Annotated in this window: 19 protein-coding genes; 10 read left to right on the forward strand and 9 right to left on the reverse strand. The window is 61.7% G+C overall.

The genetic code is table 11. The features are described from left to right. Nucleotides 1-8 precede the first annotated feature (8 nt). Nucleotides 9-1,274, forward strand: coding sequence for an inorganic phosphate transporter (locus tag G5193_RS12805; RefSeq protein WP_421206143.1), 1,266 nt, complete (start codon nucleotides 9-11; stop codon nucleotides 1,272-1,274). Between the two features lie 91 nt (nucleotides 1,275-1,365). Here G5193_RS12805 and G5193_RS12810 read toward each other — a convergent pair whose 3' ends face one another. Continuing rightward, the gene (locus tag G5193_RS12810; RefSeq protein WP_421206144.1) at nucleotides 1,366-3,822 is read right to left on the reverse strand and encodes a bifunctional aspartate kinase/homoserine dehydrogenase II; all 2,457 of its coding nucleotides are present in this window, start codon (nucleotides 3,820-3,822) and stop codon (nucleotides 1,366-1,368) included. Continuing rightward, nucleotides 3,822-4,994: a cystathionine gamma-synthase gene (gene metB, locus G5193_RS12815; protein ID WP_219295514.1), complete on the reverse strand. Its 1,173-nt coding sequence runs from the start codon at nucleotides 4,992-4,994 to the stop codon at nucleotides 3,822-3,824. The genes G5193_RS12810 and metB overlap by 1 nt, the downstream gene beginning before the upstream one ends. 220 nt (nucleotides 4,995-5,214) lie before the next feature. Here metB and metJ point away from each other — a divergent pair, with 220 nt between their 5' ends. From metJ to G5193_RS12830, 3 genes are all read left to right on the forward strand, one after another. After that, nucleotides 5,215-5,538 carry a met regulon transcriptional regulator MetJ gene (gene metJ / locus G5193_RS12820; protein WP_005340251.1) on the forward strand — a complete coding sequence of 108 codons (324 nt, stop codon included), beginning with the start codon at nucleotides 5,215-5,217 and terminating at the stop codon, nucleotides 5,536-5,538. Nucleotides 5,539-5,579: 41 nt separating this feature from the next. Beyond that, nucleotides 5,580-6,314 carry an AraC family transcriptional regulator gene (locus tag G5193_RS12825; RefSeq protein WP_227341472.1) on the forward strand — a complete coding sequence of 245 codons (735 nt, stop codon included), beginning with the start codon at nucleotides 5,580-5,582 and terminating at the stop codon, nucleotides 6,312-6,314. Nucleotides 6,315-6,386: 72 nt separating this feature from the next. After that, entirely contained in the window at nucleotides 6,387-6,725 is a 339-nt protein-coding gene (locus G5193_RS12830; RefSeq protein ID WP_227341471.1) for a tRNA-binding protein, read from the forward strand. Between the two features lie 72 nt (nucleotides 6,726-6,797). Here the strand turns inward: G5193_RS12830 and G5193_RS12835 are convergent, their stop codons facing one another. Beyond that, nucleotides 6,798-8,069, reverse strand: coding sequence for an aromatic amino acid transport family protein (locus G5193_RS12835; protein WP_421206145.1), 1,272 nt, complete (start codon nucleotides 8,067-8,069; stop codon nucleotides 6,798-6,800). Between the two features lie 123 nt (nucleotides 8,070-8,192). Here G5193_RS12835 and G5193_RS12840 point away from each other — a divergent pair, with 123 nt between their 5' ends. Next, on the forward strand, nucleotides 8,193-8,510 hold the full coding sequence (locus tag G5193_RS12840; RefSeq protein ID WP_227341469.1) for a hypothetical protein: 318 nt from the start codon (nucleotides 8,193-8,195) through the stop codon (nucleotides 8,508-8,510). On the opposite strand, the gene cysQ is transcribed toward G5193_RS12840, so the two are convergent. After that, a complete protein-coding gene (gene cysQ, locus G5193_RS12845; protein ID WP_005357849.1) occupies nucleotides 8,507-9,319 on the reverse strand; it encodes a 3'(2'),5'-bisphosphate nucleotidase CysQ in 813 nt (270 codons plus the stop codon). The genes G5193_RS12840 and cysQ overlap by 4 nt on opposite strands. A gap of 37 nt (nucleotides 9,320-9,356) precedes the next feature. Beyond that, entirely contained in the window at nucleotides 9,357-9,965 is a 609-nt protein-coding gene (gene nudE / locus G5193_RS12850) for an ADP compounds hydrolase NudE (RefSeq protein WP_005340262.1), read from the reverse strand. A 144-nt stretch (nucleotides 9,966-10,109) separates the two neighbouring features. Between nudE and yrfG the strand changes: the two genes are divergently transcribed. Then, the gene (gene yrfG, locus G5193_RS12855; protein ID WP_421206146.1) at nucleotides 10,110-10,790 is read left to right on the forward strand and encodes a GMP/IMP nucleotidase; all 681 of its coding nucleotides are present in this window, start codon (nucleotides 10,110-10,112) and stop codon (nucleotides 10,788-10,790) included. 68 nt (nucleotides 10,791-10,858) lie between these two features. Here yrfG and G5193_RS12860 read toward each other — a convergent pair whose 3' ends face one another. The 4 genes from G5193_RS12860 to G5193_RS12875 all read right to left on the reverse strand — a co-directional run bounded on the left by G5193_RS12860 (nucleotide 10,859) and on the right by G5193_RS12875 (nucleotide 13,474). Next, on the reverse strand, nucleotides 10,859-11,071 hold the full coding sequence (locus tag G5193_RS12860) for a hypothetical protein (RefSeq protein ID WP_068977307.1): 213 nt from the start codon (nucleotides 11,069-11,071) through the stop codon (nucleotides 10,859-10,861). 128 nt (nucleotides 11,072-11,199) lie between these two features. After that, nucleotides 11,200-11,538 (reverse strand): DUF1294 domain-containing protein, encoded by a 339-nt coding sequence (locus tag G5193_RS12865; protein ID WP_421206147.1) that lies wholly within the window; start codon nucleotides 11,536-11,538, stop codon nucleotides 11,200-11,202. After that, nucleotides 11,535-12,125 carry a sugar O-acetyltransferase gene (locus tag G5193_RS12870; RefSeq protein ID WP_368152892.1) on the reverse strand — a complete coding sequence of 197 codons (591 nt, stop codon included), beginning with the start codon at nucleotides 12,123-12,125 and terminating at the stop codon, nucleotides 11,535-11,537. Before G5193_RS12870 ends, G5193_RS12865 begins: the two co-directional genes overlap by 4 nt. Before the next feature lie 86 nt (nucleotides 12,126-12,211). After that, entirely contained in the window at nucleotides 12,212-13,474 is a 1,263-nt protein-coding gene (locus G5193_RS12875) for an MgtC/SapB family protein (RefSeq protein ID WP_421206148.1), read from the reverse strand. 217 nt (nucleotides 13,475-13,691) lie between these two features. Between G5193_RS12875 and G5193_RS12880 the strand changes: the two genes are divergently transcribed. The 4 genes from G5193_RS12880 (at nucleotide 13,692) to cysW (ending at nucleotide 17,323) form a co-directional block, all read left to right on the forward strand. Beyond that, on the forward strand, nucleotides 13,692-14,693 hold the full coding sequence (locus G5193_RS12880; protein ID WP_106843852.1) for a sulfate ABC transporter substrate-binding protein: 1,002 nt from the start codon (nucleotides 13,692-13,694) through the stop codon (nucleotides 14,691-14,693). A gap of 56 nt (nucleotides 14,694-14,749) precedes the next feature. Further along, the gene (locus G5193_RS12885) at nucleotides 14,750-15,325 is read left to right on the forward strand and encodes an RBBP9/YdeN family alpha/beta hydrolase (protein ID WP_058058574.1); all 576 of its coding nucleotides are present in this window, start codon (nucleotides 14,750-14,752) and stop codon (nucleotides 15,323-15,325) included. A 271-nt stretch (nucleotides 15,326-15,596) separates the two neighbouring features. Continuing rightward, nucleotides 15,597-16,436, forward strand: coding sequence for a sulfate ABC transporter permease subunit CysT (cysT, locus tag G5193_RS12890; protein ID WP_040067348.1), 840 nt, complete (start codon nucleotides 15,597-15,599; stop codon nucleotides 16,434-16,436). Beyond that, entirely contained in the window at nucleotides 16,433-17,323 is an 891-nt protein-coding gene (gene cysW / locus G5193_RS12895) for a sulfate ABC transporter permease subunit CysW (protein ID WP_158110488.1), read from the forward strand. The genes cysT and cysW overlap by 4 nt, the downstream gene beginning before the upstream one ends. Nucleotides 17,324-17,338 lie beyond the last annotated feature (15 nt).

Raw genomic sequence — 17,338 nt, forward strand, 5'->3', positions numbered from 1 at the left:
CACTATTAATGGACATTATCGCGAATTACGGCACCACTCTGGTGCTCGTGGCGGCCTTGTTCGGCTTTTTGATGGCTTGGGGCATTGGCGCGAATGACGTGGCCAACGCCATGGGAACATCGGTCGGCACCAAATCCCTGACCATCCGTCAGGCGATCATCATTGCCATGATCTTCGAATTTGCCGGTGCCTATCTGGCCGGTGGCGAAGTGACGGCCACCATCCGTAACGGCATCATCGACAGCAACGCCTTTGCCGATACACCGGATCTGCTGGTGCTCGGCATGATCGCCTCCCTGCTGGCGGCAGGCGCCTGGTTGATCCTCGCCTCCTACTTCGGCTGGCCCGTATCCACCACTCACTCCATCATCGGCGCCATCGTCGGTTTTGCGGTGGTGAGCATTGGCCCGGAAGCGGTGCAGTGGAACAAGTTTGGCGGCATCGTCGGCTCTTGGGTCATCACCCCGGCCATCTCAGGTGTCATCGCCTACTTCATGTTCATCAGCGTGCAGAAGCTTATCTTCAACACTGATGATCCCCTGAACAACGCCAAGCGCTATGTGCCGTTCTACATGTTCCTGACTGCGCTGGTGATCTGTCTGGTGACCATCAAGAAGGGGCTGACCCACGTCGGTCTGCACCTGAGCGATGGCGAGGGCATTCTGCTCTCCATCGCCATCTCCATCGCAGTGGCGTTTGCCGGCTGGATCTACATTCGCGGTCAGAAGTACAACCCGCAGGATGACAGCAAGATGCACTTCGCCAACGTGGAGAAGGTGTTCGGCATCCTGATGGTGATCACCGCCTGTGCCATGGCCTTTGCCCACGGCTCCAACGATGTGGCCAACGCCATTGGCCCGCTCTCTGCGGTGGCCTCTATCGTGGCTTCCGGTGGCGAGATTTCCAGTCAGGCAGCCATTGCCTGGTGGATCCTGCCGCTGGGCGGTATCGGTATCGTGATCGGTCTGGCGACCATGGGCGAGAAGGTGATGGCGACGGTCGGTACCGGCATCACTCACCTGACCCCGAGCCGTGGTTTTGCCGCCCAGCTGGCGACTGCCGCGACCGTAGTGATTGCCTCCGGTACCGGTCTGCCCATCTCCACCACCCAGACCCTCGTCGGTGCTGTGATGGGTGTCGGTCTGGCGCGCGGCATTGCGGCGCTGAACCTGGGGGTACTGCGCAACATCGTGGTCTCCTGGATCATCACCCTGCCTGCAGGTGCCATTCTGGCTATCGCCATCTTCTACGTGCTGCAGGCCTGCTTCTCCTAATCGAAGCGGCATTCTGCAAAAAGCCCGAGTCATCGACTCGGGCTTTTTTATTGTGCGCGGGAGCTGAGTGCTGCTCCCTTTGCATATCACCTTAGAGGCTGGCGCAGATCTGCCACAGATCGTACTGGATAGCGGCGGCGGTCACTTCCCGACCCGCCCCCGGCCCCTGGATCACCAGCGGGTTGGTGCGATAGCTGTCGCTCTCGATGGCGAAGATGTTGTCGCACGGCAAGAGGTTGGCAAACGGGTGATGGGGCTCCAGCGCCTCCAGCCCGACTCGTGCTTTGCCGTCATGCTCAAAGCGGGCGACGTAGCGCAGGACCTTGCCGAGGCGCTTGGCCCCTTCGAAGGCGGTCTGGATCGGGTCATCCAGCTCTTTCAGTCTGTCCATGAACTGATCGGCGGTCACCTTGCGCAGCGTAACGGGCACCAGATTCTCCAGCTCGATATCGGCGGAGTCGAGCTCGAAGCCTGCTTCCCGCGCCAGAATAAGCAGCTTGCGCCGCACATCCTGACCGGAGAGATCTTCGCGGGGATCCGGCTCGGTCAGGCCGTGCTGCCACGCCTCGTCCACCAGCTCGGAGAAAGGGCGAGTGCCGTCATACTGTTGGAACAGCCAGGAGAGGGTGCCGGAGAAGATGCCGGAGACCCCCTGAATGCGGTCGCCGCTCTGACGCAGCATCTGGATGCTGGACTGGATTGGCAGCCCGGCGCCCACGGTGGCGTTGTAGCGCCACTGCACCTGATGGTCACGGCAGGTTTGCTTGATGCGCTGGTAGAACTCGCTGTCGGCGGCACCGGCAAACTTGTTGGCGGCGATGATATGAATGCCGAGCTGGGCAAAATCCGGATAGTAGCGGCTCACCGTTTCGCTGGCGGTCATGTCCAGCGCAACCAGTGCATCAAAGCCGTGCTGTTCAAGCTGGGAGAGCAACTCCGGCCAGATCAGCGGCTTGGGATTGAAGTTGTCCTGTACCTTCAGGGGGTTGAGCCCCTCTTCATCGAGCAGGCCCCCTTCCGAGCTGAATACCCCGTAGAGGGTGAGCGCCAGATTGAGTTCATGTTCCAGCCGTGCCTTTTCGCGGGCGTAGAGGCTCAGCCAGTGGCCGCCGATATTGCCCTTGCCGAACACCACCAGTCCAACCCGGGTCGGGCGGCTGAAGAGGGCGCTGTGCAGGGCGATGAGCAGCGGCTCCAGCACTACCTGACGCAGCACCGCCACCAGACTCAGGCCATCTCGGGCCACCTGTACGAACTCCAGCGGTTGATCCGCCAGCAGCTGATAGAAGCGGTGACACTGCTCCGCGTTGTCGGTGACCCCGGCTCCGACTAGCGCAACCAGACTGAACCCCTCTTTTTGGATGAGGCCGGTGAAGCTCCCTTGCAGCTGGAAGTCGCGCAGCAGCTCGAAGGCGCCCTGTGCTACCTCGAGGGTGTAGGCGAGGCGCAGGATCCGGCGATCCGGCTGGCGCTGCAGGGTGAGCGGGTTGAGGCGGTGACGGGCCAGATGGGCCTCGATGGTGGCCACCGTCTGCTCATAGTTGGTCTGCGGCAGCACCTTCAGCTCGATGAGGGCGATCTGATCCACCGAGGAGACGATGCGGGCGCCGCCGGAGCGGGGGGCGCGGCGCAGGATATGGGTACAGCCCTCGTCCGGGTTGTAGCTGCAGCGCAAAGTGAGGCGCTGGCGGCTGTCGGCCACAGGTTGCAAGGTGCGCGAGTGCAATACCGAGGAGCCAAGACGGGCCAGCTCGTTGGCTTCCGCGAGGCTCAGGCGCTCCAGCAGGCGTGCTTCTTTCACCCGACGCGGGTCGGCGCTGTAGACCCCGGCCACGTCGCTCCAGATGGTGGTGGATTCGCCGTTCGCCAGCAGCGCCAACAGGCTGGCGCTGTAGTCGGAACCGTTGCGGCCGAGCAGCAGGGATCGCCCCTCCATGTCGGCAGCGATAAAGCCGGTCACAACGATGCGACCGGCATGCTCCGCAAGTCGCGCCTTGAGCAGCTCGCTGGAGAGCGCAGTATCCACCTTGACCAGAGCGCCATCCTCGGCACGCAGGAAGCTGCGGGCATCGAGCCAGATAGCCTTGTCGCCGCGGCTGGTGAGCAGGGCAGCCAGCAGGCGCGCCGACCACACCTCGCCAAAGGCGAGCAGGCCGTTGCGGGCGAAGCGGTCAAACTGCCCCTCAAGCGTCTTGGCGATGAGCTGCATGTCGTCGGCCAGCTGCTTGCTCAGATCGAGCTGCAGTTCACCCTCCAGCAAGCCGTCGATCAGCCCCTGCTGATAGGCGTGAAGGGCGGAGATAGCTTCACCAGCGGCTTCATCACCTGCTTCGGCCAGCTCCACCAGCTGGATCAGGCGGTTGGTGGTCTTGCCGGCGGCGGAGACTACGATCAGTTCATCCCCACCCACCTGTTGTTCAATGATGCTGGCGACCCGGCGATAACAGACCGGATCCGCCAGACTGCTGCCACCGAATTTGTGGACGTGACGTCGCTTCAAGCCTGCTTCTGTTGCCACCGCGATCTCTCCTTGTTGCTGCTGTTCCATTACTTCGCTACCTGTTCTGCCTGCTGCGCCTGTGCAAAAGCCTGTGCCAGATCGGCCACCAGATCTTCACCGTGTTCAATACCGACCGACAGACGCAGCAGCTGGGCGCTTATGCCAGCTGCCTGCTGCGCCGCCGGGGTCATGGCCCTGTGGGTCATGCTGGCCGGATGGGCCACCAGACTCTCCACCCCGCCGAGGGACTCGGCTACCGAGAAGAGGGTGAGGGCCGCAAGGAAGGCGCGAATGCCCGCCTCGCTGCAATCGAGTTCAAAACTTAGCATGGCGCCGAAGCCGGACTGTTGACGGCGCGCAATATCGTGGCCCGGATGGCTCGGCAGGCTGGGGTGATAGATGCGTTTCACCAGCGGCTGCTGTTGCAGGAAGGCGAGGATGCGGTCGGTATTCTCCTGATGGGTGCGCAATCTGGGGGCCAGAGTGCGCAGACCGCGCAGGGTGAGGTAGGAGTCGAACGCCCCGGAGGTGAGCCCCAGACAGTTGGCCCACCACACCAGCGACTCGGCCAGTGCGGCCTCCTTGGCAATCGCCCCCCCCCCCACCACGTCTGAGTGACCGTTGATGTACTTGGTGGTGGAGTGCACCACCACATCGGCACCAAGTGCCAGCGGCTGTTGCAGCAGGGGGGAGAGGAAGGTGTTGTCCACCACTACCTGTGCACCCACCTCATGAGCTGCGCTGGCAATGGCGCTGATATCCACCACCCGCAGCAACGGGTTGGAAGGGGTCTCGACCCATACCAGCGCAGGCTTCTGGGCCAGAGCGGCGGCCAGTGCGGCCTCATCCCCCTGATCGACAAACTGCACCCGGTAGTGGCCCTTGGTCGCCAGATACTCGAACAGGCGCCAGGTACCGCCGTAGCAGTCGTGAGGGGCAATCAGCAGATCCCCAGCCTTGAGCAGGGCGGTGGTGACCAGATGGATAGCACCCATGCCGGTGCCGGTGACCACGGCGCCAGCGCCCCCTTCCAGTGCCGCCAGCGCGTCCGCCAGATTGGTGCGGGTCGGGTTGCCGGAACGGGCATAATCGTATTGACGGGGTTCGCCAAAGTCGGCAAAGGTGTAGTTGCTGGAGAGGTAGATAGGCGGCACCACTGCACCGTGTTGCTGGTCTGTCTCAATCCCGGTGCGAACCGCCAGGGTGGCCTTGTGGGTCATGTTTCTCTCCTTGATCTCTCTGGACGGTGGCCGCTCTTCCTGCCACGCTGCTTTTGCCACACGCAATCGTGCCAATGCTGGCATCATGATGAACCACACTACGCCAGCTTAAAAAAGCCGTCAACACTTCCAGACGTCTAAATGGCTTTGCTGTTGGATTGCCATTAATTTCCTTAAGGGTTAAAATCCGCGCTCACGGCTAAATGAGAACAGGTGAGTCATGGGAACAGAGTGGAACGGCGACTACGTCAGCCCCTACGCGGAACACGGTAAGAAGAGCGAACAGGTCAAGAAGATTACCGTCTCGATCCCGCTCAAGGTGTTGAAAGTGTTGACCGATGAGCGCACCCGCCGTCAGGTGAATAACCTGCGTCATGCGACCAACAGCGAGCTGCTCTGTGAAGCCTTCCTGCACGCTTTCACCGGCCAGCCGCTCCCTTGCGACGAAGATTTGCGCAAGGATCAACCAGACAGCGTCCCTGCCGAAGCGCGTGCCATCATGGAAGCGCTGGGCAAAGAGATCGAAGATTTCGACAAGGAATAACCCCCAATGACGCGGCCCTGGCCGCGTCATTGCTATCTGCCATGTCCCGCTTCAGCCTGCGCCACTATCACCACCACGTCTGCAGCCATAGCCACGACTTTGCCCAGCTGGTGATCCCCCTCGACGGCCCCCTCGAGATCGAGGTGCAGGGCCGGGGGCGCAGACTTGCCCCCGGTTCTGCCTGCATCATCGCTCCCGGCGAGCGGCACGACTACGCCGCCGATCCCGCGCTTTCGTTTCTGGTGCAGGAGAGCGACTGGCTACCCGGGGATCTGGCGGCCTGCCCCTTTATCGAGCTGGATGAGCCCCAGCGCCACTACCTCGCTTTTCTGCACCGCATGGTGGCCGAAGGGCGGCAGGTGGCGGGCATGGCGCAGGTGTGGCTCTCCCTGCTGGCGGAAGGGCAGGGGATGCAGAGAGCAGCCATTCCACGCCTTGCCGCTCGCATCCTCAAGGTGCAGCGCCATATCGATGCCAACCTCGCCGCCCCGCTGACCAATCAGCAACTCGCCACCATCGCCTGCCTTGGCCAGAGCCAGTTCAAGCTCGCCTTTCGCCAGCAGCTGGGGGTAAGCGTCTCCCACTACATTCGCAGTCGACGCATGGCGCTGGCGCGTACCCTGCTTGCCGGTACGCAACTGCCCGTTGGGGAGATTGCCAGCCGCTGCGGTTACCAGAATCAGGGGGCTTTCGGCGAGCGCTTCCTGAGTGAGACCGGGCTCACTCCGTCCCTCTGGCGCCAGCAAAACGGCCGCCTGCCGCAACGAAACGGCTGATCGCCGAAGACGAGATGCTCTCTTTGGGCCATGCTGCGGGTCATGCAAGGTGCACGATAAACAGGAGCAGAAATGGAGACGATTAGCTGGCAGGATTTCGAGGTGGTGGAGCTCCGGGTGGGCACCCTGGTGCGGGTCGAGCCGTTCCCCGAGGCGCGTAAACCGGCCTACAAGGTGTGGGCGGATTTTGGCCCTGAACTGGGGGTTCGCAAGAGCAGTGCCCAGATCACCGCCCTCTACCAGCCAGAGCAGCTGGTGGGCCGCCAGATCATCGCCGTAGTCAACTTCCCGACCAAACAGATTGGCCCGTTTCAGTCGGAGTTTCTGCTGACCGGTTTCTACCGGCCGGATGGCGCCGTGGTGATGGCCATTCCCGAGCGGGCGGTGGAGAACGGCGCCAAGCTGGGCTGAGTTCACGCCCGAACAGAGACAAGAGAGGCGACCCCGGGGTCGCCTCTCTTTTTTGTTTTCTGCTGCGAGTCGTTACTTCAACAGGCTGAAGATCAGCGCCGATACCGCCAGCGACCCGGTCAGCAGGATAAAGCAGTTGGTCCAGCCGTGACGGAAGCGGGCCAGCGCCTCCACCTTGTAGATGGCAATCACCGGCATGATGAACAGGATCATGGCGATAACCGGGCCGGAGAGGGTCTCCATCAGCCCCAGAATGCCCGGGTTGATGACTGCGGCACCCCAGATGGCGAAGAACATCAGGGCGATACCCAGTTTGTCTGCCTTGGCCAACGGCAGGCCGGTAGGCTTGGCGATCAGGCTTTTCAGGCTTTCACGGGCACCGAGGAAGTGGCCGAGGAAGGAGGAGCTGATGGCGATAAAGGCGATGAGCGGCCCCAGAGTCACAATCACCGGGTTGTCAGTGATGTTGGCGAGATAGGAGAGCACAGAGACGTTTTGGGCCTTGGCTTCAGCCAGCTGGGCTGGCGAGAGGCTCAGCACGCAGGAGAAGACGAAGAACAGCACGAAGCCCACCAGCATCACTGTGGTGTTGCGCAGGATCAGGCCGCTCTTGGCTTCCGCCTGCTCGCCATATTCACGGCGCTGCACGTTGGCAAAGCCGGAGATGGCGGCGGCGTGGCTGAAGGCGAACACGGTGACCGGCAGCGCCAGCCAGACGGTGTTGAGGAAGCTGACTCCTTCAAACGCGGTCACTTCCGGCCACTGCCACTGAGGGATCAGGTAGCAGGAGAGGGCCGCCAGAATGGCCGCCAGCGGATAGACCATAAAGGCGAAGGCGCGCAGCATCGCTTTCTCACCCGCCAGCATCACGGCGATCATGGCGAATACCAGCACGCCGGAGAGCATCACCCGATCCGGGGTCGCCATGCCGAGCTGGTTGACCATAAAGCTCTCCACCGTGTTGGTCAGTCCGACCCCGTAGATGAGCAGGATCGGGAAGATGGAGAGGAAGTAGAGCGCCGAGATGAGGCGACCGGCCATCTTGCCGAAGTGCTCCTCCGCCACTTCGGTGAAGTCGGCGTGGGGGCGTGACGAGGAGAGCACGAAGCGCGCCAGCCCGCGGTGGGCGAGGAAGGTCATGGGGCCTGCCAGTACCGCGACGATGACGAGAGGCCAGATGCCGCCCAGACCCAGATTGATGGGCAGGAACAGGATACCGGCGCCAACGGCGGTGCCAAACAGGCTGATAACCCAGTGGGTGTCGTGACGGCGCCAGCGGGTGATGCTGGCTGTGGTGGAGCAGGAACCGGATAGCTCCTTGGTAGCCTCTACAGATAAACTCATTACTAATTCACTTTTTGTCAGTGTTTTAATCTGAGTTAATTGTGGTTTATCGGGATTTAATTCTCAAAAAGCGGGGCTGAAACATATCACTGCCATTGCGGGGTTTAGCCAGCGAGATTGGGAATGGAATCTTGGTCACAGAATGCAACAAAACTGACAATGGTGATTTTTGTGAAATATAAAACCAAATTTTTATCTGCGATCATTTTTTTATTTTGGCTAATAAGGTGTTTTCAGAATTACGTGAAAAATCGCACCATTTCTCGCCGACCAATTGTGATGTTTCACTATCATTTCGCTTCTTTGCCAGCGTATCACGCTGTTCAAGAGCGCCTTGACCAGCGGATCACACCGGCCATCACCCGGGGCAACTTCCCTGAAAAAGCAGGCGGCCATCGGGCCGCCTGCTTGTCTGGTGTGATGACATCGCTATCCGCCTAGTGGGCCAGAATGTTGCCCCAGGCGAGATCCGGATCCCCCATCACGATAAAGTCAGGGTTCTCCAGCGACTCGGTTTCGTTGTAACTGAGTGGCTGCAACGCCAGGCTGAGGATACGGCCACCGGCTGCCTCGACGATGCACTGGGCGGCGGCGGTGTCCCACTCGCCGGTGGGGCCTAGTCGTACGTAGCAATCGGCAGCCCCTTCCGCCACCAGACAGGATTTGAGGGAGCTGGAGCCAAGCGGGATCAGCTCGTAGTTGATGGCCGGGTTGAGGCGGCGGGTGAGGTTCTCCAGCTTCTGGCGGCGGCTGATGGCTACTACCAGCGAGTCGGGCTGGTCATGCTCGTGATGCATAGCGCTGATGGGCAGTACCTCGCCATTCACCTCCTTGAAGGCGCCGTAGCCGCGCACCGCCCAGTAGAGCACGTTGGACTCGGGAGCATAGATGACTCCGAGCACCGGCACATTGTCCCGCACCAGGGCGATCAGGGTGGCGAAATCGCCGCTACCCGCGATAAATTCGCCGGTGCCGTCGAGGGGATCCACCAGCCAGTACTGCCGCCAGTTGGATCGCTGGCTGAAGGGGATGTCGGCCGCCTCTTCGGTCAGCACGGGAACGTGGGGAGTGAGCGCCGAGAGCGCCTGCTTGAGGTAGGCATCGGCAGCAAGATCGGCGCTGGTGACCGGGGTCGCATCCTCCTTCAGCTGACGCTCGAACTGACCGCCATGATAGATGTCGTGAAGGATCCTTCCGGCTTCGCGGGCAATCTCCTTGACCCCCGGCACCCAGGCCAACAACTCCTGCATCTCGTTATCCTCTGTCTGTTAACTGCCCGTCTGCGGGCTACTCTGCCTGCTCCGCCAGCCACTTTTGGGCCAGGAGCAGGGCACTGATGCTGCGCGACTCGGTGAAGTCGGGTCGCGCCAGCAATTCGTCGATCCGGTTGAGTGGCCAGGGGATCACCTCCAGCGGTTCGGGCTCATCGCCGATCCGCTGTTCGGGGAAGAGATCCCGCGCCAGTAAAATGTCCATCCGACTGGAGAAGTAACCCGGCGCCAGCGACACCTGTTTGAGCAGGGTGAGGCTGTTGGCGCCAAACCCCGCCTCCTCCATCAGCTCCCGGTTGCCCGCCTCGAAGGCATCTTCACCGGGGTCGATCAGCCCCTTGGGAAAGCCCAGCTCGTAGGAGTGGGTGCCGGCGGCATATTCGCGCACCAGCAGCAGGGTGTGGGCATCGAACAGCGGTACCACCATGACGGCGCCACGATTACCGCCGCGCATCCGCTCGTAGACCCGCTCTTCGCCGTTGGAGAATTTGAGGTGTAGCGATTCCACCTTGAACAGTCGGCTCTCGGCCACGATATCGGCCTTGAGGATCTCCGGCTTGCTCTTGGGGTGATCCAGTTGGTCGGCTGAGATGTGCTCGGGTTTGCTCTTGTGGGGGTCGCTCATCGGACGCTGGCTGCTCGTTAAAAAATCGTGCTTCAAGAGTAAACGACTCCCACACCGAACACCACGGGGCAGGGAGGGGAAAGGGGGAGGAAAAATCCGTTATACTGCCGCCCCGTTTTCCGAGATCCGCGATCAAGAGGCCCGATGTCACACTCCTGCTCCACCACCTTGCCCTGGCACCAGATAGATACCGTCTTGCTCGATATGGATGGCACCCTGATCGATCTGCATTTTGACAACCACCTCTGGCAGCAGTTGGTGCCGGAGCGTTACGCCGAGCGGCTCGGGCTGCCACTGGATGAAGCCAAAGCGCAGATCGACGTCCACTATCACGCCGTCAACGGCACCCTCAACTGGTACTGCGTAGATTACTGGAGCGAGACCCTGGGGCTCGACATTCGTGCCCTCAAGCAGGAGCTGCTGGCGAAGATCCAGTGGCGTCCCCATGCCATCCCTTTTCTGGCCGAGCTGCGCGCCGCGGGCAAGCAGCTGGTGCTTTTCACCAATGCCCACCCCGCCAGTCTGTCGGTGAAGGATGCGCAGCTGGGACTAAGCAACCATCTGGATCTGATGGTGAGTACCCACGAACTGGGCTGGTCGAAGGAGAGCCAGCACTGCTGGAAGGCGCTGGCCGAGCGGCTGGCGTTCGATCCGGCCCGCACCCTGTTTGTGGATGACAGCGAGCGGATCCTGCGGGCTGCCGCCGACTATGGCATCGGCTATCAGCTGGCGATCCAGAATCCGGATAGCTGCAAGCCGGAGCAGAGCATCACCGCTTTTCCGGCGATCCGCGATTATGCGGAGTTGCTGCCGTTGGCAATCTGAATTTGCTGAAACGAAAGAGGGCTGCATCGTGCAGCCCTCTCAGTATCTGAAACCTGGCGGTGGAAAAATCACAGCTCCCGAAACGGGCGCCGCTTCTCCTCTTCGATGACGATCGCCTCCAGATTGGCGACCCGCTCCTGCAGCTCCCGAATGACCAGATCCTGCTTGCCGAGGCGGTCGGTGATGCGGGCATCCCCCATCTGATAGCGGGCCCGCTTGCCGAGATATCCGAACAATAGGCTGATAAATACGATCAGGACTATGCCTGTCCACATGGTCATGTCACGACTCCTTATCGATATCAATATGGTCGTCATAGACGGCGAAAACGCTGATGAGATCTGCTCTGTTTTCTCACAGCCGCCGGGCGGCCGCAATGGGGCCCATTGTCCCTTTATGACGCAGGCAGCTATTGCTGCCAGAGAGGGCGGCCAAGCCAGAGTCCCCACAGGGTGAGGTGCAGCAGCACGATAAACCAGAAGACCAGCCGGTAGCTGCGCTTCTGGGTCTTGTGACGCAACCACTGGCGGGCAACCAGCGCCCCCGGCCAGCCGCCGCACAGCTCCAGCAGATGGAGCCTCGATTCGGGAATGCGCCACTCTCCCCGCACCGCCTGCCGCTTGTCCCAGGCGTAGGCCGCCACTGTCAGCAGACTCATGGTCAGCAGTGTGGCCAGCGGCCACCACTGCTGTTCGCCTAGGCCGAGCCAGAGAGCGGCGCCCAGTGGCAGCAGCGCCAGCGCCATCATTGGGCCAACTCCCAGCAGCGCTCCTCATCCTGCTTGAGTTTGCGGATCACCTTGGCCGGATTGCCTACTGCTACCGAGTCAGCCGGGATGTCGCGGGTCACCACGGCGCCGGCGCCAATGATGGAGCGCGGCCCTATGGTGACGCCGGGGCAGATGATGGCGCCGCCGCCAATCCAGCAGTCGTCACCGATCCGCACCGGCTTGTTGTAGGCGGTCCAGTTGCGTCGCTCCAGATAGTTCATGGTGTGGGTGGCGGTGTAGATCTGCACGTTGGGGGCCAGCAGCACATGGCTGCCGATGTGCACTTCGCCCACGTCGAGAATGGTGACGTTGAAGTTGAAGAAGGTCTTCTCGCCGATGTGGATGTTGCGGCCAAATTCGCAGGTAAACGGCGTGCTGATCCAGCAGGAGTCGGGGCAGTGGCCGAACAGCTCGCGGCAGATCTGCTGGCGCAAAGAGGCATCGCCCGCCGATGAACCATTGAGCCGGGCCAGCAACGCCTGACCGCGGATCCGGTCGTTGGCTATCTCCTCGCTCTGGCTATCCAGTGCCCCGCCAGCCAGTACCTTGTCCCAGTCGCTCGCCATTGCTACCTCCTCATGCTGCAAGAGCAGGCAGTATACGTGACTGTCAGGGGCGCCGTCAGTCTGTCACTTGTTGCAGGTGATCCCCGTCAACCTGCGGGCCAGACGAGGGGCAGGATCAGCAGGGCCGAGACGAAGTAGGGGAGCAATACCCGCAGCCCGAGACTGCGACCGCCGATGCCGAGGGCCAGCAGCCCCTTCACCAGCGAGTTGACCAGCCCGGCCAGCAGGATGCCGCGGGCGGCGACCTCCAGTGCCAGCTCCTTGTGGGAGAGCTGGGAGAGCGACAGCGTGATGGCGTCCACATCGGTGATCCCCGACACCAGCGCCAGCAGGTAGACCCCCGAGTTGCCCACCTTGCTCTGCAACAGGGTGGCCATAAAGCCGATCAGTGCCAGCAGCAGGCCGAACTTGATGGCGGTGGCCAGATCGAGCGGGTTGCTGGTTTCCGGTTTTACCGGGCCGTCGGTCAGCTCTTCGCGCTGGTGCCAGAACCAGAAGGCGAAGCCGTAGACTGTGGTGGACAGCAGCAGCAGGGGGGCGACGAGGCGCATCGCCAGCTCGCTGTGAATGAGCAGCACCAGCACCAGCAGCCGCAGCCACATGGTGGCCCCTGCCAGCAGGATACCGGTGGCCAGCAGCCGCTCCAGCCCGCCCTGCTCCTTGTTTAGACGGGCGAACTGCAGGGTGAGGGCGGTGGAGGAGGCCAATCCTGCCAGTATGCTGGTGAGCACCAGTCCGGCGCGAGTACCGAGCAGCCGCACCGCGAAGTGGCCACAAAACGAGATGCCGGCGATCACCACCACCATCAGCCAGATCTTGAAGGGGTTGAAGGCATCGAGGGGCCCCATCTCCTCGTTGGGCAGCACCGGCAGCAGCACCAGCGAGATGAGCAGAAAGCGCAGGGTGGCGTGAAATTCGGTCTCGCTGAGAAACAGCATCCCCTGCTGGATCTGTCCCTTCAAGCCCATCAGCAGGGCGGCCAGCACGGCGCAGGCGACCGCCTCGCTCGGGCTGAGCAGTACCGACATCAGCCCCAGCAAATAGGTGAGCAGCATGGCTACCGAGCTGGTGAGGCCGAACTCCCCTTGCCAGCGCTGGGCCAGCCAGACCGAGAGGCCGCAGCCGATCACCACCGCCAGCAGGCCGAGCAGCGGCAGCCAGGGGCCCAGGGTGGGCAGCAGCAAACCGCACACCCCGCCGAGCAGGCCAATGAGACCATAGGTCCGCATCCCGGCGATGCGCTGGTTGTCCCCCAGCTGGCGCACCTGCCAGCCCCGCTCAAGTCCAATGATAAGGCCGATGGCCAGCGAGACCAGGGCACCGTTGACGGGTTCTGCATTGATCCACATAACGATTTCCTTTTCGTCATCTGCCTGCCTTGTTCCTATGATGGCACAGGACGTAAGCAGGCAGAGGGGCATGGCTCACAGAGTCTGCGTCCGGCTCCCGGTGCGGGTGGCTGAGCTGATATGAGCAAAAGAGATAAGCAAAGAGTTATTTCTTTCTTCTGGGCATAACAACTCCACGGCATGCTGTTCTCAACCCAACAAGATATGGAGAATCACCATGAAACTGCGAATGACCGCCCTGACCCTGCTCTCTCTGCTGGCATTTGGTCAGGCCAATGCCGCCGAGATCCGCCTGCTCAATGTCTCTTACGATCCTACCCGCGAGCTGTTTCAGGAGTACAACGCCGCCTTTGCCAAGGAGTGGAAGGCGAAGACCGGCGACGACGTGGTGGTGAGCCAGTCTCACGGTGGCTCCGGCAAGCAGGCCCGCGCGGTGGTGGATGGACTGGAGGCCGACGTGGTATCGCTGGCGCTGGCCTACGATGTCAACGCCATCGCCAAGGCGGGGCTGACCGCTGCCGACTGGCAGAGTCGCCTCGGCAACAACGCCTCGCCCTATACCTCCACCATCGTCTTCCTGGTGCGCAAGGGCAATCCCAAGCAGATCAAGGATTGGGATGATCTGGTGCGCAAGGATGTCGCCATCGTGACTCCCAACCCCAAGACCTCCGGCGGGGCACGCTGGAACTATCTGGCCGCCTGGGGCTATGCCCTGAAGAAGAGCGGCAGTGAAGAGGGGGCCAAGCAGTTTGTCGGCGATCTCTTCAAGAACGTGAAGGTGCTGGACTCAGGCGCCCGCGGTGCCACCACCAGCTTTACCGAGCGGGGTCTCGGTGACGTGCTGCTGGCGTGGGAGAACGAAGCCCTGCTGGTGCTTGGTCAGACGGGTGCCAGCGACAAGTTCGAGCTGGTGGTGCCTTCGGTCTCCATTCTGGCGGAGCCGCCGGTCACGGTGGTGGACAAGGTGGCCAAGAAGCACGGTACCGAAGCGGTGGCCAAGGCCTATCTCGATTATCTCTACTCTGACGAGGGGCAGCATATCGTCGCCAAACATCACTATCGCCCCAGCAACCCGGCGATCCTGAAGGAGACGGCAACCCAGTTCCCGCAGCTTGCCTTCTTTACCGTCAAGGATCTGGAAGGGGATTGGGAGAAAGCCCAGAAGAAACACTTCGCCCAGGGCGGTCTGTTTGACCAGATCTATCAGCCGGGTCGTTGATAGCTTCGTTATCCATCACTGAACTGGCCCCTGTGCCAGCCGATAGGAGCACCAAGATGAACAAGATCCTCCTGGTTCCCGGTCTGCACAACAGTGGGCCGGATCACTGGCAGAGCCGCTGGCACGATCATTTTCCCCAATGGCAGCGGATGACCGGGCTGCCGTGGGACAAGCCGGATCTCAGGGTCTGGAGTGCCAAGCTGGCGAGCAAGTTGAAACGTCGCCGCAGCCGGGTCCATCTGGTGGCCCACTCTTTCGGCGCCCTGACCGCCATCGCGGCGGCCCGCTTGCAGCCGGAGAAGGTGGCCTCGATCTTTCTGGTGGCGCCCGCCGATCCCGCCCGTTTTGGCATTGCGGATGAGGCCTTGGCCGGGCCGCTGCAGGTGTCGGCCCAGCTGGTGGCCAGCCGCAATGATCCCTGGATGAGCTTTGAACGGGCCGAATACTGGAGTCGCCAGTGGCAGGTGCCGCTGTTCGATGCCGGTGAGGCGGGCCATATCAATGCCCAGTCCGGTCATGGGGACTGGCATCAGGGGCTGCATTTGCTGGGGGCTCTCTACCGCCGTGGTGAGCTGGTAGTGGCACCGGTCAAGACCGCATCGCCCCGGCCGGTCGTACTGGGCTTTCGCTAGGTATCTGTGAAGTGGTTGGAGGGTTGGCGAGCGCGCTGTTCGCTGGCTACTCCATGCCCCCGTTCTTTGAATGCTCCGCTCCGTATTGCTCCATTTCTTAGGTCTTTTATTTATATAAAAGACCTTTTTTTATTTGGATCGCTCTAAAAGCCTTGTCCCACCGTTGTTAGATAAAAAAGTAATTAGCAAAGTCGCAAATGGTGTTTGTTGCCGATGAGGGGAGTGAGCAGAATCACCATATCGAAAATTCTTCATAACAGATGGATGTGTTATGCGATTTGGTTCTTATTCTGTCCTGCCCGGTTTTGGCCCCACCTTGGGGTTCAGCCTGCTCTATCTGGGCCTGCTGGTGCTGTTGCCGCTCTCGGCCCTGGTGCTGTTTGCGATCAACAACCTGACCGCCGCCGAGTTCTGGCAGGTGATCGGTTCCCCCCGGGTGCTCGCCTCCTTTCGCCTGAGCTTCGGTGCGGCCTTTGTCGCGGCGCTGCTCAACAGCCTGTTTGGCCTGATCCTGGCCTGGATCCTGGTGCGTTACACCTTCCCCGGTCGTCGTCTGGTGGATGCGCTGATCGACCTGCCATTTGCCATGCCGACCGCCGTTTCCGGCATCGCCCTGTGCGCCATCTTCGCCCCCAACGGCTGGATCGGCCAGTTGCTGGCGCCGCTCGGCATTCAGCTCGCCTACAACCCTATCGGGGTGGTCATCGCACTCACCTTTATCGGATTGCCGTTTGTGGTGCGTACCCTGCAGCCGGTGCTGCGGGAGGCTGAAACCGAGCAAGAGGAGGCGGCCGCCAGCCTCGGCGCCGATCGCTGGCAGACCTTTCTGCGGGTGCTCTGGCCGACCCTGGTGCCTGCCCTGCTCACCGGTTTTGCGCTGGCGTTTGCCCGCGGGGTGGGTGAGTACGGCTCCGTAATCTTCATCGCCGGCAACCTGCCGATGGTCTCGGAAATCGCGCCGCTGATGATCATGAGCCACCTGGAGGAGTATGACTACGCCGGTGCCTCTGCCATTGCCGTGGTGATGCTGCTGATCTCATTCATTTTGTTACTGCTAATCAACAAGTTGCAGGCCTGGAGCTGGTCTCGCATCGGAGGGAGTCGGATATGAGTTCATCTGCTATCGCCATTGAGGCGGCCCCGGTGGAGGTGACCCCCGCTCGCAAGGCGCCGGTCGTGATCCGTGAACCCCAGTGGGTCAAGTGGCTGCTCATCACGGTGGGTCTCGGCTGGTTTGCCGCCCTGTTGCTGCTGCCGTTGGCAACCGTCTTTATTCAGGCGCTGACGCCGGGGCTGGCTTTTTTCTGGCACGCCATCAGCGAGCCGGACGCTCTGAGTGCCCTCGGTCTCACCGCGCTGGTGACGCTCTGTGCGGTTCCTCTCAACCTGCTGTTCGGGATTGCGGCGGCCTGGGCCATCGCCCGTTTCCGCTTCCCCGGTCGGCAGCTGCTCATCACCATCATCGATCTGCCCTTCTCGGTGTCGCCAGTGATCGCCGGTCTGATGCTGGTGTTGATGTTCGGCAGCCGTGGCTGGTTCGGTGACTGGCTGAGCGAACACGACATCAAGATCATCTTCGCCACCCCGGGGATCATCCTGGCCACCACCTTCATTACCGTGCCCTTCGTGGTGCGCGAGCTGCTGCCCCAGATGGAGGCGCGCGGCCCGGAAGAGGAAGAGGCGGCCATCATGTTGGGGGCGAGCGGCCTGCAGATGTTCTGGCGCGTCACCCTGCCCGGCATTCGCTGGAGCCTTATGTACGGCCTGCTGCTCTGTACCGCCCGTGCGGTCGGGGAGTTTGGCGCGGTGTCGGTGGTTTCCGGTCATATTCGCGGCCAGACCAATACCCTGCCGCTGCATATCGAGATCCTCTACAACGAGTACCAGACCGGCGCCGCCTTTGCAGTGGCAAGCCTCTTGGCTCTGTTCGGGATCTTCACCCTGCTGGGGGAAACCCTGTTGGCCCGGCTGCGTGCCCAGCCCACCAAATCTCACTGAATTACCGTTTTAAAG

The sequence above is a fragment of the Aeromonas sp. 601027 genome (assembly GCF_049174455.1).
Taxonomy (GTDB): domain Bacteria; phylum Pseudomonadota; class Gammaproteobacteria; order Enterobacterales; family Aeromonadaceae; genus Aeromonas; species Aeromonas veronii_A.

Coding starts and splice junctions, on each gene's coding strand:
- G5193_RS12805 (WP_421206143.1), top strand. CDS start 9: ATGGACATTATCGCGAATTACGGCACCACTCTGGTGCTCGTGGCGGCC.
- G5193_RS12810 (WP_421206144.1), bottom strand. CDS start 3,822: ATGGAACAGCAGCAACAAGGAGAGATCGCGGTGGCAACAGAAGCAGGC.
- metB (WP_219295514.1), bottom strand. CDS start 4,994: ATGACCCACAAGGCCACCCTGGCGGTTCGCACCGGGATTGAGACAGAC.
- metJ (WP_005340251.1), top strand. CDS start 5,215: ATGGGAACAGAGTGGAACGGCGACTACGTCAGCCCCTACGCGGAACAC.
- G5193_RS12825 (WP_227341472.1), top strand. CDS start 5,580: ATGTCCCGCTTCAGCCTGCGCCACTATCACCACCACGTCTGCAGCCAT.
- G5193_RS12830 (WP_227341471.1), top strand. CDS start 6,387: ATGGAGACGATTAGCTGGCAGGATTTCGAGGTGGTGGAGCTCCGGGTG.
- G5193_RS12835 (WP_421206145.1), bottom strand. CDS start 8,069: ATGAGTTTATCTGTAGAGGCTACCAAGGAGCTATCCGGTTCCTGCTCC.
- G5193_RS12840 (WP_227341469.1), top strand. CDS start 8,193: ATGGAATCTTGGTCACAGAATGCAACAAAACTGACAATGGTGATTTTT.
- cysQ (WP_005357849.1), bottom strand. CDS start 9,319: ATGCAGGAGTTGTTGGCCTGGGTGCCGGGGGTCAAGGAGATTGCCCGC.
- nudE (WP_005340262.1), bottom strand. CDS start 9,965: ATGAGCGACCCCCACAAGAGCAAACCCGAGCACATCTCAGCCGACCAA.
- yrfG (WP_421206146.1), top strand. CDS start 10,110: ATGTCACACTCCTGCTCCACCACCTTGCCCTGGCACCAGATAGATACC.
- G5193_RS12860 (WP_068977307.1), bottom strand. CDS start 11,071: ATGACCATGTGGACAGGCATAGTCCTGATCGTATTTATCAGCCTATTG.
- G5193_RS12865 (WP_421206147.1), bottom strand. CDS start 11,538: ATGATGGCGCTGGCGCTGCTGCCACTGGGCGCCGCTCTCTGGCTCGGC.
- G5193_RS12870 (WP_368152892.1), bottom strand. CDS start 12,125: ATGGCGAGCGACTGGGACAAGGTACTGGCTGGCGGGGCACTGGATAGC.
- G5193_RS12875 (WP_421206148.1), bottom strand. CDS start 13,474: ATGTGGATCAATGCAGAACCCGTCAACGGTGCCCTGGTCTCGCTGGCC.
- G5193_RS12880 (WP_106843852.1), top strand. CDS start 13,692: ATGAAACTGCGAATGACCGCCCTGACCCTGCTCTCTCTGCTGGCATTT.
- G5193_RS12885 (WP_058058574.1), top strand. CDS start 14,750: ATGAACAAGATCCTCCTGGTTCCCGGTCTGCACAACAGTGGGCCGGAT.
- cysT (WP_040067348.1), top strand. CDS start 15,597: ATGCGATTTGGTTCTTATTCTGTCCTGCCCGGTTTTGGCCCCACCTTG.
- cysW (WP_158110488.1), top strand. CDS start 16,433: ATGAGTTCATCTGCTATCGCCATTGAGGCGGCCCCGGTGGAGGTGACC.